General features: G+C 52.7%; 12 protein-coding genes. 6 read left to right on the top strand and 6 right to left on the bottom strand.

Annotated features, from left to right (window positions below):
- Positions 1-114: 114 nt before the first annotated feature.
- From ABEA66_RS25755 to ABEA66_RS25765, 3 genes are all read right to left on the bottom strand, one after another.
- Positions 115-504, bottom strand: a complete 390-nt coding sequence (locus ABEA66_RS25755) for a DUF5367 family protein (protein ID WP_345592052.1) — start codon at positions 502-504, stop codon at positions 115-117.
- Positions 505-521: 17 nt separating this feature from the next.
- Complete coding sequence (locus ABEA66_RS25760; protein WP_345592054.1) at positions 522-1,112, bottom strand: TetR/AcrR family transcriptional regulator; 591 nt, start codon at positions 1,110-1,112, stop codon at positions 522-524.
- A gap of 384 nt (positions 1,113-1,496) precedes the next feature.
- Entirely contained in the window at positions 1,497-2,441 is a 945-nt protein-coding gene (locus ABEA66_RS25765; RefSeq protein ID WP_345592056.1) for a DMT family transporter, read from the bottom strand.
- A 150-nt stretch (positions 2,442-2,591) separates the two neighbouring features.
- Between ABEA66_RS25765 and ABEA66_RS25770 the strand changes: the two genes are divergently transcribed.
- Positions 2,592-3,527 carry a LysR family transcriptional regulator gene (locus tag ABEA66_RS25770; RefSeq protein WP_345592058.1) on the top strand — a complete coding sequence of 312 codons (936 nt, stop codon included), beginning with the start codon at positions 2,592-2,594 and terminating at the stop codon, positions 3,525-3,527.
- Positions 3,528-3,746: 219 nt separating this feature from the next.
- On the opposite strand, the gene ABEA66_RS25775 is transcribed toward ABEA66_RS25770, so the two are convergent.
- Complete coding sequence (locus ABEA66_RS25775) at positions 3,747-4,637, bottom strand: LysR substrate-binding domain-containing protein (RefSeq protein ID WP_345592060.1); 891 nt, start codon at positions 4,635-4,637, stop codon at positions 3,747-3,749.
- 169 nt (positions 4,638-4,806) lie between these two features.
- Here ABEA66_RS25775 and ABEA66_RS25780 point away from each other — a divergent pair, with 169 nt between their 5' ends.
- From ABEA66_RS25780 to ABEA66_RS25795, 4 genes are read left to right on the top strand one after another with little or no spacing between them, the layout of a single operon-like run.
- Positions 4,807-5,784, top strand: coding sequence for an ABC transporter ATP-binding protein (locus ABEA66_RS25780; protein ID WP_345592062.1), 978 nt, complete (start codon positions 4,807-4,809; stop codon positions 5,782-5,784).
- Positions 5,785-5,806: 22 nt separating this feature from the next.
- Positions 5,807-6,898, top strand: coding sequence for an ABC transporter substrate-binding protein (locus tag ABEA66_RS25785; RefSeq protein ID WP_345592064.1), 1,092 nt, complete (start codon positions 5,807-5,809; stop codon positions 6,896-6,898).
- A 9-nt stretch (positions 6,899-6,907) separates the two neighbouring features.
- Positions 6,908-8,584, top strand: a complete 1,677-nt coding sequence (locus ABEA66_RS25790; protein WP_345592066.1) for an ABC transporter permease — start codon at positions 6,908-6,910, stop codon at positions 8,582-8,584.
- The gene (locus tag ABEA66_RS25795; RefSeq protein WP_345592068.1) at positions 8,584-9,951 is read left to right on the top strand and encodes an MBL fold metallo-hydrolase; all 1,368 of its coding nucleotides are present in this window, start codon (positions 8,584-8,586) and stop codon (positions 9,949-9,951) included. Before ABEA66_RS25790 ends, ABEA66_RS25795 begins: the two co-directional genes overlap by 1 nt.
- Before the next feature lie 59 nt (positions 9,952-10,010).
- Here ABEA66_RS25795 and ABEA66_RS25800 read toward each other — a convergent pair whose 3' ends face one another.
- Together ABEA66_RS25800 and ABEA66_RS25805 are read right to left on the bottom strand one after the other, a co-directional pair.
- Positions 10,011-11,366: a purple acid phosphatase family protein gene (locus ABEA66_RS25800; RefSeq protein ID WP_345592070.1), complete on the bottom strand. Its 1,356-nt coding sequence runs from the start codon at positions 11,364-11,366 to the stop codon at positions 10,011-10,013.
- A 163-nt stretch (positions 11,367-11,529) separates the two neighbouring features.
- The gene (locus ABEA66_RS25805; RefSeq protein WP_345592072.1) at positions 11,530-12,495 is read right to left on the bottom strand and encodes a stalk domain-containing protein; all 966 of its coding nucleotides are present in this window, start codon (positions 12,493-12,495) and stop codon (positions 11,530-11,532) included.
- A 446-nt stretch (positions 12,496-12,941) separates the two neighbouring features.
- On the opposite strand from ABEA66_RS25805, the gene ABEA66_RS25810 reads away from it, so the two are divergent.
- On the top strand, positions 12,942-14,345 hold the full coding sequence (locus ABEA66_RS25810; RefSeq protein ID WP_345592314.1) for an amino acid permease: 1,404 nt from the start codon (positions 12,942-12,944) through the stop codon (positions 14,343-14,345).
- The last annotated feature ends 144 nt before the right edge of the window (positions 14,346-14,489 follow it).

The raw sequence follows: 14,489 nt of genomic DNA on the forward strand, positions 1-14,489 counted from the left end.
ACGGCTTGTAGGCTGTCCTAAGCAAGAAAAAGCTGTCTCTCCGCTTCTGCGGGAGGCAGCTTTTTGTGTCATTCAACGAAAGAGGAAGCAAGCTGATTCGGATACGAGCGCTCCCTATTGAATAGACCTGCGTCCAGCCGAGAGAGCATTCCGCCATGGGAAGCCGAATAGAACAATCAGGCTGTAGGCCCACAATAGCCATGCGGCAAGAACCGGTATGCGTTCCTCGGGAATGGCGGGGAACACCTGTCCAGGAAGGAGCAGGCTCGCTATATCGAGCAGCATGCCCGGAAGCGCGATGCAGCAGGAGCAGAGGAGGCAGTCTGAGGCCGGAACGTTTCTCCATCGGTATATCAGAGCGGTACACATGTAAATGAGCGGGACCGCCGCAGCAAAAAGAACCCAGGACATCCACGTACCCAGCAGCAGATGCCCTAAGTAGCGAAACAGAAGCGTGGCGCCGAGCCACAGTACAATACCCCATAGGACATAATTACGGAACATGCAGATTCCCTCCAGTCTTATTCGGTCTGATTTCGTTCCTGCAGAGCGAGCAGAAGCTGTTCCAGCTCCGTGTAAATGCGGTCTGCGGGAAAGTCCTTAGATAATAAAGCCTGAACTGCCAGCCCGTCGATCAGCGCATTGAGCAGGATCCCCCACCCATCCAAGGAGATGCCCGGTATCGGCGACTGGTGCCATCGGGCGGACAGCAGCTCCGTAAGGTGAGCATTTTCCTGTCCGATCAGCTGGCTTAGCTGTTCGCGGATCGAATCGTTTTGCAGCCCGGCAGCAAGGGAAGAGAAGAACAGCTGATGGTAAAAGGAATCGTAGCTGCACCGCTCCTTCGCGGCTTCGAGCAACTCGGCCGGCGTGGTGGCCGGACCCGTGCCGGCCGCTTCCTTCATCGACTTCCACGACGCCTTGCACATATGCTTGACGACCTCGACGAAGAGCTGCTCCTTCGTTTTGAAATGATAAAAGACGGTCCCTTGGGTTACGTTGGCATTATCGGCCACCGCCTTCAAGGTGGTTTTATCAAAGCCTTTCTCTACGATGCAGCGCTGAGCGGACTGCACAAGCTCTTCCTTGGATACGACATTCGGTTTGGCCATTAGGTTAGAGCCTCCTTTATTAGTGAGTTATCCAGATAACTAACTTTATCTTAAGGAAATCATTGACAATTGTCAATGGCATTACGCGAACGAAAAAAGCCGTCACGACGGCGGCAGGTTGTTGAAAAACCCATTCATATAGAAAAATGCGAAATGTGGTAGGTGGGGTATCCTTTGTAGGAGCGATAGTGTCCGCCTTTGTTCTCGGGAAATCACCGCTATATAACGAATATAATCAACATTTCCTGAGAACAACAGCGGCCGGAGGGGGATACCCTACTGAGGTACCAATGCCATTTTTCAAGCTTTACAGGTTTTTCTACAGACCAAGCCGTCTACGACGGCTGAATCTCGCTTTCGTAGACGGCTAGTTTGAGTACGTTGTTAATGAGCGGCTCCTGCTGCGGCGAGACTGCCGCGCCGGCGCTGGTACAGGTTGTTGCTGACGAGAGCGGCAATGATAAGCAGAGTGCCGCTGATATCATAAACGGTCATTGCATGACCTTGAAGAACCGTGATAATAAAGGTTGTGACAGGGACAAAGTTAATGAACAGGATACCGTTCACCGGAGATAGCAGCTTAATGCCCGTATTCCAGCTGATGAGCGCGAACAGACCAGCGATTAGAATCATGAAGCTGAGCTCGAAGCCAGCGGAATATACCATATGGAAGGTTGGAGCGTGCAAAATGCCGAGTGCCGTTAAGAGCAGAACGATGGCCGCCGACGTTGCTGTACCCAGTACGCAGGTTAGCGTGGAATAGCGAAGCACCGACCAATCCTTGAATTGGCTGCCGCCGATCGTGTAGACGACCCAGCCGATGACGCCGAGAAGCACGAGCAGAACAGGAAATATGCTGTCTTGAACGAAAAACGCGCTCATATCCCCTTTGGTAATGACCATGAAGCATCCGATCAAAGCGACCGCGATACAGATGATCGTCGGCGGCTCCGGCTTCCGCTGCTTGAATATCCAGAGAAGCAGGACGGAAAGCATAGGCATGAGAGCTTCCATGACGGAGGCGAGAATGACACCGGAGGTTCCCAGTTGATTTTGCCCCCAAAATACGAGCAGATTATATACCGTAAAAGCCATCGTTCCGAACATCCACAGCGATTTGGCACGGCCGCCGAAGCTTAGCGCCTTTCTGCCTTCTTTGATCCAAAGCAGAACCACCAAAATAACGGAGACGGCGGAATAACGAATAACGGAAAAATAAAAAGGATCCAGGTGGGTAAACGCGCTTTCCGCTACCGGAAACATCGCACCCCAGGCAACGCTTGCCAGCAAGCACATCAAAATCCCCTTAATGATGTGGTCTTTTCTCATCGGTCCATATCCTACTTTCTTCCTGTAAATATCGATTCACACGATGTCTATCTTATTCCCAAAAACATATCATGTAAAATGATTGAAAATGATTATAAACATCATTATTATTGATATTATAAAAGGAAAAAGAGAGGAGCCTGGCAGGAAGTGGACATTAACGATTTGAAAATATTCCAAACGGTTGCAGAGCAAGGCAGCGTCAGCAAGGCGGCCAAGGAGCTGAGCTACGTGCAGTCCAATGTGACGGCAAGAATCCAGCAGCTCGAGCATGAGCTCGGAACGACGCTGTTCAGCAGACACCGCAAAGGCGTAGCGCTGAATGCGGACGGACGAAAGCTGCTCGAATATACGCAAAAAATATTGAAGCTGATGGACGATATGAAGCAGGCCTTCCATGATCAGGAGGACCCGTCAGGTCCGCTGCTCATTGGCACCGTAGAAACCGTATCCAGCCTGCCGGCTCTCTTATCCGCGTATTGCAAGCAGTATCCCCGGGTTGACTTGTCGCTGGTGACAGGCGTTACGGAGCATTTGATGAACGAGGTGCTGCAGTATCAGCTGGACGGGGCGTTCGTGACAGGACCGATTCAGCATGCGGAGATGGAGCAGGACTACCTGATTGAAGAAGACCTCGTCTTGATTGCCAAAAAGGACGAAGCCTTCAGCTCTTTGGAGCAGTGTCTGGATAAGCCGCTGCTTGTCTTCCGCGCAGGCTGCGGGTATCGAGCAAGGCTGGTGCAGTGGCTCGGCCAGCAGGGCGTAGCACCCGCCAAAATTATGGAATTCGGGACGCTTGAAACGATTCTGGCTATGGTCAGTTCAGGGCTCGGCATATCCCTGGTTCCAAAATCGACCATAAGGCATTTGGAAGCGGCCGGAGGGCTTCGCTGCTTCACATTGCCTGAGCAGTTCAGCCGGATTACGACCGTCTTTATCCGCCGCCGCGATTCCTTGCTAGGGGCTACCATGCAAAAGTTTCTGGACAATGTCTCCGAGTTCCACCGGATGAACAAGGCTGCGGCAGCGGCAGTGCAAGGCGCGGAGGAACATTTGGATGCTTCCGGCAGGCTTTCTGCCGGTTAAACGATTCCTCGCTTAAATGAATAATAAAATGCGCCTTCCCAGGAGCTTCTCATCCCCAGTGTTAACCGCTGTGTGAGAAGGGCCGGGTAGGCGCTTTTTTGTCTTGTAGCACTTTGAGGGGGGAGCATATCCCGCCGGAATATATTGGAGGCGTGGTTTTTCAACCTGGCCCAGCTTTGTGGGGCTGGAATCAGGCGTGAACGCACTGTTGCATTCCGGTTATATAGCGGCGGATCGGAACAGATGCTCCTTGAACTGATCCAGGACGGCCGATTGCCGCCGGTCGATATTGTACGCGTAATATACGTACCTTTTGTAGTCGTTTTGGGGAATAGGACGGCTGATCAGCTCCCCGCGTTCTACTTCCTTGCGAACAGCCAGGCGGGAGACGAACGAGACGCTCTCCCCAAGCATGACCGTCTGCTTGATAGCTTCCAGCGAATCGAGCTCCATATGCGCATTCAGCTCGATGCCGTTATGCTCCGCCCATTTGACGGTCAGCTGCCGCGTGCTCGATTCCGGACTATGCAGCAGGAACGGGACTTTTCCCAGCTGTTCGGCATCCAGCTCCATATTCTCTGCCAAGGGATGCTGCGGGGAAGCGATCAGCACCAGCTCATCCTCACACAGGGTCTGCGCGGCAAGGTAAGGCGCTTGGAAAGGCTCGCAGGATAGAATGCCAAGATCAATCTCGTGGTTCAGCAGCATCTCCTTGATGACCGGAGCGGTCTTGACCATCAGCGTTAAGCTGATTCTCGGATACGCTTTGGCGAAGCCGCTCAAGATTCGCGGCAGCATGTATGTACCGGGCACATAGCTGGCCCCGATACGTAACGAGCCTCTGCCCAATTGGTCGTATTCCTTGACGACGCGCTCAGCCTCCTGAGCCAGCGAGTTGATTTTGGCCGAATAGTGGCAGAGCGATTGGCCGGCTTCGGTCAGCAGTATTTTGCCTGATCGGGCTTCGAACAGCTGAACGCCGAGCTCCTGCTCCAGGCTCTTCATGTGAAAGGTGACGGTCGGCTGCTTTAAGCCGAGCGCATCGGCAACAGGAGTAATCTTCTTATGCTTCTCCAACAATTCGACAATTTGCAGCTTCAGCAGATTCATGACTCACCTTCCTCTGGGTTATTAATCAGTCTGCAATCAGTATAGAAAAAATCTATGGGAATGAATAGATCCCATTGATAAATTTAACAGAAGCTTTACGCAGAGATAATACATCCCTGCATTTGGGCCTGTACACTGAGGTTAGCTTGACAGATAGGAAGGGAATTTCATGGATGTCATCATTCGAGGCTTACAAAAATCGTTCGATCAGGTTCAGGCGCTGCAGCCGACCGATCTGCGAATTCGACAAGGCCGCTTTACGACGCTGCTAGGCCCGTCAGGCTGCGGCAAAACGACGCTGCTGCGCATGATTGCGGGTCTGGAGACACCAGACCGCGGCGAGCTGTTCGTGGGTGGCGAGTGCTTGTTCTCCAGCGATCGGAAGGTCGATAAGCCCGCACACCGCAGAAGCTTCGGGATGGTGTTTCAGGACTTCGCGCTATGGCCGCATATGACGGTGTTCGAGAACGTCGCTTTCGGACTGCGGGCCAAAGGCAGCACGAAGGATTTGAAGCGGCAGGTGCAGGAGGCCATCGACAAGGTCCGGCTAAGCGGATTGGAGGGGCGCTATCCGCACCAGCTGTCCGGGGGACAGCAGCAGCGGGTGGCCTTCGCCCGGGCAGTCGTGACGCGTCCGCAGCTCGTCCTGTTCGACGAGCCGCTCAGTGCGCTCGATGCGATGCTGCGCGACGAGATGAGGCTGGAGCTGATCAGCCTTGTGCGGGATATCGGGCTGACGGCGCTCTACGTAACGCATGATCAGACGGAAGCGATGTCCATGTCCGACGAGATTATCGTAATGAAGGAAGGACGCATTCTCCAGAGCGGCCAGCCGGAGCAAATTTACAAACTGCCGGCGCATCCTTTCGTCGCGCAGTTTATCGGCAAATCGAATTGGCTGGAGAAGGACAAGCGGATGGTTCGGCCGGAGCACGTTCTCTGGCAGCCGTCAGGTGACGGTGCGGAGCATGAGCAGGAAACCTTTACAGGCACGATCCGCAGCGTCAGCTATTTAGGCGACCGCTATGAGGTACAGCTGGACATGGGGGCAATGGGCTTATGGACCGCGTACCATCAGGTACGACTGCAGATCGGGCAGCCGATCGACGTTTACGTATCACAACGGCATATTCATCACATTTTGTAATCCAATGGGGAGGCTTATATCAATGAAAATGAGAACCGGATGGAAGAGCGGGGCGCTTCTTTTACTAGCGGCTGTGGTTGGATTCGGAGCATCAGGCTGCGGCACCTCGCAGCAGCAGACGGCAGCGAACGGAGCGGCGCCCAAGGCCGACCCGTCTGCGCAGCAAACGGTGAAAAGCGAGGAGAAAAAAGAGGAGAAGAAGCTGAGCGGCAAGCTGGTGGTATACAGCGCAGGTCCCAAGGAGCTGGCCGAAAGCATTCAAAAGGGCTATGAAGCGAAAACCGGCGTGAAAATCGAAATGTTCCAGGGCACGACAGGGAAAATTTTATCCCGTATGGAGGCCGAAAAGGCAAATCCGGTTGTCGACGTCGTCGTACTGGCATCTCTGCCATCGGCTCAAGGCTTGAAGAAGAGCGGCCTGACCCTGGAATACAAGGAAGCGAAAAATGCGGATAAGCTGATCCCCGAGTGGTCCGATAAGGAAGGCAACTTCTTCGGATACAGCGCATCGGCGCTTGGTATCGGCTATAACACGAAGCTGGTCAAAACTCCTCCGAAGGAATGGGCGGACCTGGCGAAGGAGGAGTGGAAGGGTAAAGTGAACATCCCTGATCCAGCCTTGTCCGGCTCTGCACTTGATTTTGTCACCGGTTATTTGAGCATGAAGGGCGATTCCGGCTGGGATCTGCTTGAGCAGTACAAGAAAAACGGCGCAGCGATGGCAGGGGCCAACCAAGAGGCGCTGGATCCGGTCATTACCGGGTCCAAAAGCATCGTAGCTGCGGGCGTCGATTACATGACGTATCAAGCCAAAGCGAAGGGCGAGCCGATCGACATGATCTACCCGGCTAGCGGTACCGTGATCAGCCCGCGTCCTGCCGCGATCATCAAGTCCAGCAAAAACGTGGACAACGCCAAAGCGTTCATCGACTACTTGCTGTCGGATGAGGCGCAAAAAATGGTAGCCGAAACGTACCTGCTGCCGGGCCGCAAAGACGTTCCGGTTAAAGACCGCCCCGGTGTGGAGCAAATTCCGCAAATGAAGGTCGACTGGGCTTGGATGGATACCAATGGCGACGCCGTAACGAAAAAATTTACGCAGCTATTTAAATAAGAGGCGGCTATGCACAGCACAAACACGGGTTCTTTCAAAACATGGGGGATAACACTGGCGCTGCTGATCCTGGCTTTGCTGGTGGTCGTCCCGCTTTTTTTCATCTTTTTGACAAGCGTTCACTCCGGTGAACAATGGGACTGGACGGCACCGGTCCGTACCATTCTGGCCAACGAGCTGGGCGAGGTGTTCTGGAATTCCGTCTGGCTCGGCTTATGCGTCGTTGCAGGGACGACGGTGCTAGCTCTGCCGTTGGCGTGGGTCTTATCCAGAACCGATTTGAAGCGCCATACCTGGCTCGATATCGTGCTGCTGATTCCTTTCATGACACCGCCTTACATCGGTTCGATGGGCTGGATTTTGTTCATGCAGACGAACGGCTATCTGGAGCAGCTGCTGCCGGCGGCCTCTGACATCACGCCGATGTTTTTCAGCACCTTCGGAATGATCGCGATTATGAGCCTGCACTTATTCCCGTTTCTGTACTTGATTTTGCGCAATGCGCTTGTACAGATCGGCGGCAGTAAGGAGGAAGCGGCCAGCGTGCATGGAGGAGGCTTTCTGTACAGCTTTCGCCGCGTCGTGCTGCCGCTGCTGTTGTCCAGCTATGCGATGGGAGCGCTGCTGATTTTCGTCAAGACGATTGCGGAGTTCGGCACTCCAGCTACCTTCGGCCGCAAGATCGGATTTTACGTGCTGACATCGGAAATTCACAAGTACATCTCCAGTTGGCCGATCGACTTCGGCAAAGCGACGTCGCTCGCTTCGATCTTGTTAACCACATGCCTCCTCATCTGGTATGTGCAATCGGTAATCAGCCGGAGATTCACCTACTCGCTGGTTGGAGGCAAGGGCTCCCGAGGGAAGCTGTACCGGATGAACGGCTGGGTGCGTACTCTTGCGTGGCTCTACGTAGCAGGCTTGCTAGTGGTCTCCATCGGTATTCCGTACTTCTCCATTATTGCAGCCTCTTTGATGAAGCTGCGCGGCGTTGGCCTTGCCTGGAGCAACCTGACGCTTCAGCATTACGCGGAGCTTCTCACCTGGGGCTCCAAGAGCATGCAGGCGCTGATGAACAGTGTCAGCCTATCGATAACTTCGGCGACGATTTCCGTCATTCTCGGAACGTATTTCGCCCTGATGGTCGGCAGAGTCCGGACATGGCCCCAGAAGCTTACCGACTTGTTCAGCCTGCTGCCCAATACGGTGCCGGGTATCGTCATTGTGGTCGGCCTGATTCTACTGTGGAACGCGCCGTGGAATCCGGTTCCGCTGTATAACACTTACGGCATGGTGGTGCTGACGTATGTCGTCTTTTTCCTGCCGTATACGGTTCAATATGTCAAGGCGAATTTCGCTCAGCTGGACGATTCGCTGGTTCAGGCAGGGCGGGTATTTGGCGGCAGTGCGCCGTATATTTTCCGCCGCATCCTGCTGCCGCTTATCCTTCCGGGGATGCTGGCCGGCTGGATGATGACCTTCACGATCTCGGTTCGCGAGCTCGTCGCATCGCTTATGATTTTGCCGCCTTCTATGGAAACGTCGGCAACGTATATTTTTTCCCAATTCGAACAGGGCAAGGTGTCGCTCGGGATGGCGATGGCGGTGGTCTCCGTCGGTCTGACGACACTGCTGCTCCTTGCCGTTAACAAGTTAAGTGCAAACAAAAAGTGGAGTGTGGACTAATGCAAGTAACTGTATGGGGCGGTGCGGGGGAACATGGACGTTCTTGCTACCTCGTTGAACACCGCCAAACCCGCGTGTTGCTGGATTGCGGGGTGAAGAAGGAAGGAGCAGGGGAATACCCTCTGCTGGAGGAGCGGACCGTATCCGAATTGGATGCGGTGTTTCTTTCCCATGCCCACGAAGACCATTCCATGGCCTTGCCGCTGCTCTATAAGCTGGGCTATGAGGGAATCGTATGGACGACACGAGCGACCTCGCGGCAGCTTCCCTCCTATTTCGATGCATGGAGGCGATATGTGGCGGGGCAGGGCAGGGAGCTGCCATACGAAGAGAGACATATCCGGGAAATCCGCTATGGATTCCTGGAAGAGTTTGCTCTCGCTGGCAAATGGCTCGTCCTGTCAGATAAGCTAAGCGTCTGCTGGGGGAGAAGCGGTCATCTGCCGGGATCCCTATGGCTGCTGCTGGATCTGGAAGGGAGCCTGGTCTTCTTCTCGGGAGATTATACGTCCGAATCGGCTCTGCTGGCCGCGGAAATGCCTTGCCTGCCGGACCTTACCATACGAGCCAATGGGGAGAGGAGCCGAAGAAGCGGGCAGCAGGCAGGCGACGGCACTCCTATGCAATCCGCTGTCGATTTATCGATTGTGGAAGCGGCTTACGGAATTGAGGAGGATTCCCAGGAACGAAAGCTGGACCAATTGAAGGAAGTCATCGGTTCCGCGCTGGGTCGGGAGGAGACGGTGCTGCTTCCGGTGCCGACCTATGGGAGAGGGCAGGAGCTGCTATTATGGGCGCTCGATACGTTCCCTCAGACGAGGATCGTGGTTGAGCGGGAGCTTATGGACGGCCTCAGACAAATGCTGGAATGGCCGGAGTGGCTGCAAGAAGATGCGGCAGAGCGCATTGTAAGATGCCTCTCGGATGAACGCCTGCTTGTAGTAGAGCTAGAGACGGAGCGTGCACAAGCCCTCACAGACAGTGTCGGGGTCGGTACGATCGTGTTCGCGAACGACGGCATGATGCAATCGGCCAAATGCCGATGGTACTATGAAGAGCTTCGTGCAAGAGGAAGCTACCGTATCGTATTGACCGGGCATTTGGCCCGTGGCAGTCTGGGGCAGCGGCTGCTCAGCGGGGAAGAGCCGGGAGTAGACGGGAGCCGGATTCATTTTGTTCGGTACAAGGTACACCAAGGCATGCCTGACGTAAAGGCGATGCTGGATGCTGTTCCTGCCAAGCGGACGGTGCTTGTTCATGCAGGACAAGCAGCCACGGACGCCCTGATCAGCCGTCTAAGCGGGCAAGGATATGCAGGGCTCCATTCCATGAAGCCCGGAGAAGTACTGGCCGACCAGCCAGGCTAAGTCGTGCAATGAGAAATCCCCGGAAGCCATTCGCGGCGGCCGGGGAATTTTTGTAGGCTTCACGGGGAGGACAATAATGGAAGGATCTGTTTTTCCCTGCTTGGTGTCTTATGTATCTCGAAACCGTCAAACAAGCTCCCCGTGGCGGTGTATGATTCGTATTTCATTACATCTCCGTCCACTCGGATGAGTTGGTACAGCTGAGTGTTCGCTATGGAGTGATCCACTTGAGCTCCATTGTCTTTCCAATTTTTATCGGAAAGCTCCTTCATATGAGTACCGGCAAAAGAGACGACAAATACGGTGCCGCTCTTTGAACTCTTATCGTTCGTTCCCGCCGGGAGGCTGCTGATCTGGCCGCGTGCGTAGCTGTGATCATGGCCTTGAAGCACTAAATCCACATTATATTTTTCGATAAGAGGAAGCAGCTTTTCACGGACCTCCGCATTGTCTCGATCGGGAGAGTTAGCGAAGATCGGATGATGGAACGTCATGACCGTCCATTGATTCGGGTTGTTGGCCAGCACTTGTTCGAGCCAGGCTACCTGCGCGTCCAATTTCACAAACTTCGTATTGGTATTGAGAGAGATGATGCGCATGCCTTGATGGTCTGTATAGTAGACGGTTTCCTCTAAACCTGCAGGCCCGTTCTCCGGCAGGGCAAATTGCGGACGCCAGTACTGCGAGAGGCCTTTTTTCGCGCCGGGTACGATCTTCTCGTATTCATGGTTTCCGGGGGTCATAATACTGGGAACCATACCGTTCAGCCAGCCGCCGGCCTTGAACCATTCGCCCCACTGTTCATCCGCATCCCCCCGATCGACCAAATCACCGGCATGGAGAATGAATTTTGCCTCGGGGTGGTTGGAGTAAGCTTTGCGGATCACACGGGACCAATGCTCAAGAAGATCATGCTGAGCATCGCCAAGGTAAAGGAAAGCAAACGGTTCAGCCTTGTCAGAGGCTGTGGCGAACTCGAACCATTCGCTCCAGTTAGCGCCATCGCCCACGCGGTAAAGGTATTTTGTTTTCGGGAGAAGGTTTTCGAATTTGACCGTATGGAATTGTGCGGTGTACGGCTGATTTCCCTGGACTTCACTGCTGCTGCTGGCCATAACCGATATTGCCTTGTCCTTGAAAACGGTTGCATCTTCAGCAACAGCAATTTGGGCTTGGGGGGTGAGGACACTGGTATCTGTACGCCAAGTTACAGCTTGGGTTGTAGCGGGGTCATCATTCCAGTTCAGGATAATCCGATCCGGGACAGGTGTGGGCTTATACATATCGGCATCCGGAACCTTGGCTGCAGGCTGATTAGCCGATACGATATTCATACAAGGTAACGCGGCCACTAGCAGGAACATGAGAAGAACTGTACGGGCTTTAAAGCACCCCATTAACTTTTTTACTTCCATCAGCTTCTTTCCCCTCCATTACATAGGTTTTGTTAGCAAGTGTCTGAATTCATCATTTCTTTTACCTCCTATTCATTGTATCAATTCCACCATTTGGGTTAAGGGGCAAATGCATTACTTGTGTAGGGGGATTTTACATACATTGAGATGCGAGACATCACGGTCAGCTCCCCTCAGGTAGAAGCTTGTTCCCCGTCTTTTGTTGGTACAAACTATCCATGAATCGATCAAGCTCTGCTTTTTGTGAAGAAGGAGATACAAATTTAGCACGATTCAAGATTAAGGTAGCGCTGAATCTTACTACCTTGTCACCGTCATAAATATCCAGGTAGTAAAGATAACCCGAAGGAAGCTCCTGGCTTCTAGCTTCTGTAACGACCATATCTTTTAATAGGGAAGTGATTTTTTGGAGAGACTCTTGGTCTTCTACGACTTGCAATATACCGTTTCCGTATCGGATGTCGATCTTGGACACATGATTAAAGTCAGTTTTCAATATGGTTGGGACTGGAATATCTTTTTTATAAAGATTAGGCACCTCATATATTGTGGAACCATTGATACTGTACGTATAAAGCTGGACGTAAGCGTACTGGCTGATGTCTTGGTCCGTATAGGTTTCGAAGCTGTGAGGCGTGCTGCTGAACTTATCGCCCTTGATATCGGCTGCTCCGATGATCTCTCCCTTTTTACCGAAGAAATATAAAGTCGCCTCCAACTGATTCCACTTTTGCCGGTGAGAGTCATAGAAATATTGACCCGTCCTGCCGTAAACCAGCTGGCCCGTAATCTTGGTCCGCTTTCCTTCCTTCGTGAAAATGAGGTTACCTGCAGCAATGCCTTTTGTCACGGAATCGGGTATGTTTAACTCTCCGCTTCGAAAGAGCACCTTGTCTTCCTTCTCATCGTACACTACAGTTGCACCCAAATTATCGGCCACATAGCGAACCGGAACATAAAGGTGCCCTTTATAGTTCAAAGTATCATATTCGCTGTCCATCGCGCGGGGTTCTCCATTAAATTCAAATTTGACAGGGGATAAGAGTGCCTGAATGGCATCCGCGGCAAAAGCGACCGAGGATAACGACAGGGCAATTCCTATAAATATTCCTGACAATAGGTTCTTCATTCAAAACCACCTTCCAATATATGTTGTTTGTTCTTATTTCTTAGACGTCTCCATTGTTTTTTAGTTTCGATTCTGAACGAAGAACATTAAAGTGCTGCTGGGGACCCTAGTGGAAAGGCTTCAGGACCAAATCCTTCATGAACGTATCGAAAACATCCCAGGATAGTAAAATATAGGAGAGCCTTGTCGAATGAGCATGGAACCACGTCAGAAAATGGGAAATTTTATCATTGATCTTTATCTTCAGCACATCTATTCTATATTAGGCGACATATCGTCTTATCGGGAGCGATAGGACTGGATATAAGGCTCGTGCGGCGGTCGATTTGTGCCGGGCGGGCCCGGTTTGTTTTGTAAGAAAGGGCACGAAGGCACAGGGACGAACGATAAGGGAGTGTTCTTTTTTGAAGGAAGAAAAACTGAAAAGAGGGCTGAAGGCCCGCCATATGGCTATGATTTCGCTGGGCGGGTCGATCGGAACCGGATTGTTCTTGGCGAGCGGAGGGGCCATACATACGGCAGGTCCGGGGGGCGCTCTGTTTGCTTATTTGACCATTGGTATAATGGTGTATTTCCTGGTTACGAGTCTTGGGGAGATGGCCACCTACATGCCGGTATCCGGAACGTTCAGCACCTATGCGACAAAATTCGTTGATCCGGCACTTGGCTTTGCGCTTGGGTGGAATTATTGGTACAACTGGGCCATCACGATTGCGGCGGAATTGACGGCTGCGACGGTCATTATGAAATTCTGGTTTCCTGACAGCTCTTCGTTTTTATGGTCGGCGCTGTTTCTTGCTCTGATGACATTATTAAATCTGCTCTCGGTTAAAGGGTACGGGGAGACGGAGTTTTGGTTCGCTCTAATCAAGGTCATCACCGTTATCGTCTTTATTGGTGTTGGTCTTTTGATGATTGCCGGCATCTGGTCCCAGTCGTCGGTGGGCTTTCAAAACTGGAAGATCGGCGATGCTCCTTTTCATGGAGGCTTCCTGGCTGCGTTAAGCGTGTTCATGGCAGCGGGCTTTTCTTTTCAAGGAACGGAGCTGGTCGGTGTCGCGGCAGGGGAAAGCGAGAACCCCAGAGAAAATGTGCCGCGTGCCATCCGCACTGTGTTCTGGCGCATCTTGCTGTTTTATTTGCTGGCCATTCTCGTTATCGGTCTGATCATTCCTTATACGAGTGAAGCGTTATCGAGCGACAACATTCGAATGAGTCCTTTTACGATCGTGTTTGAAAAAGCCGGCTTAAGCATGGCCGCCTCAGTGATGAATGCGGTCATTCTGACCTCGGTATTGTCTGCGGGGAACTCCGGGATGTACGCATCGACTCGGATGCTGTGGGTGCTGGCCCAGGAAGGCAAAGCGCCGCGCTTCTTAAATAAGCTGACCCGCCATGGCGTGCCGGTATTTGCTTTGCTGGTAACCGCTGCGCTCGGGATGTTCGCCTTCCTGTCTTCCTTTTATGGAGACGGTCTGGTGTACACCTGGCTGTTGAATGCGTCCGGTATGTCTGGCTTTATTGCTTGGCTGGGGATTGCGATAAGCCATTACTATTTCCGCCGGGCCTACATGGCTCAAGGCAAGTCGCTTAAGGATCTGCCGTATCGAGCCAAATGGTTCCCGTTCGGGCCGATCTTGGCCGGGGTGCTTTGCGTGATCGTTATTATCGGACAAGCGATGGGGGCATACTCGGACGGCAAAATCGATTGGGCGTACATGTTCGCATCTTATATCGGAATTCCGCTGTTCCTGGCTATCTGGCTCGGATACAAATGGAAGTTTAAGACTAAGGTGCTGAAGCCTGAGGAATGCGTATTCGACGAAGAGGACATAGAAAAAAGCCGCTGAGGAGCGGCTTTTTTGTTGGGTAAGAAGCAGTAGTAAGTTGGAAAAATGACAGGTCTCCCGGTGGAATATCCCCCTCCGGCCGCTGTTGTTCTCTGGAAACTTGGATTATATTTTCTTAGCGGGTGTTTCCCGAGAACAAAGGCG

Source organism: Paenibacillus vulneris (assembly GCF_039543185.1).
GTDB classification, from domain to species: domain Bacteria; phylum Bacillota; class Bacilli; order Paenibacillales; family NBRC-103111; genus Paenibacillus_S; species Paenibacillus_S vulneris.

Bases quoted from the DNA above. Each gene is read 5' to 3' on its own strand.
- ABEA66_RS25790 (WP_345592066.1), top strand. From the start codon at position 6,908: ATGCACAGCACAAACACGGGTTCTTTCAAAACATGGGGGATAACACTG.
- ABEA66_RS25800 (WP_345592070.1), bottom strand. From the start codon at position 11,366: ATGGAAGTAAAAAAGTTAATGGGGTGCTTTAAAGCCCGTACAGTTCTT.
- ABEA66_RS25795 (WP_345592068.1), top strand. From the start codon at position 8,584: ATGCAAGTAACTGTATGGGGCGGTGCGGGGGAACATGGACGTTCTTGC.
- ABEA66_RS25760 (WP_345592054.1), bottom strand. From the start codon at position 1,112: ATGGCCAAACCGAATGTCGTATCCAAGGAAGAGCTTGTGCAGTCCGCT.
- ABEA66_RS25780 (WP_345592062.1), top strand. From the start codon at position 4,807: ATGGATGTCATCATTCGAGGCTTACAAAAATCGTTCGATCAGGTTCAG.
- ABEA66_RS25810 (WP_345592314.1), top strand. From the start codon at position 12,942: ATGGCTATGATTTCGCTGGGCGGGTCGATCGGAACCGGATTGTTCTTG.
- ABEA66_RS25765 (WP_345592056.1), bottom strand. From the start codon at position 2,441: ATGAGAAAAGACCACATCATTAAGGGGATTTTGATGTGCTTGCTGGCA.
- ABEA66_RS25775 (WP_345592060.1), bottom strand. From the start codon at position 4,637: ATGAATCTGCTGAAGCTGCAAATTGTCGAATTGTTGGAGAAGCATAAG.
- ABEA66_RS25755 (WP_345592052.1), bottom strand. From the start codon at position 504: ATGTTCCGTAATTATGTCCTATGGGGTATTGTACTGTGGCTCGGCGCC.
- ABEA66_RS25805 (WP_345592072.1), bottom strand. From the start codon at position 12,495: ATGAAGAACCTATTGTCAGGAATATTTATAGGAATTGCCCTGTCGTTA.
- ABEA66_RS25785 (WP_345592064.1), top strand. From the start codon at position 5,807: ATGAAAATGAGAACCGGATGGAAGAGCGGGGCGCTTCTTTTACTAGCG.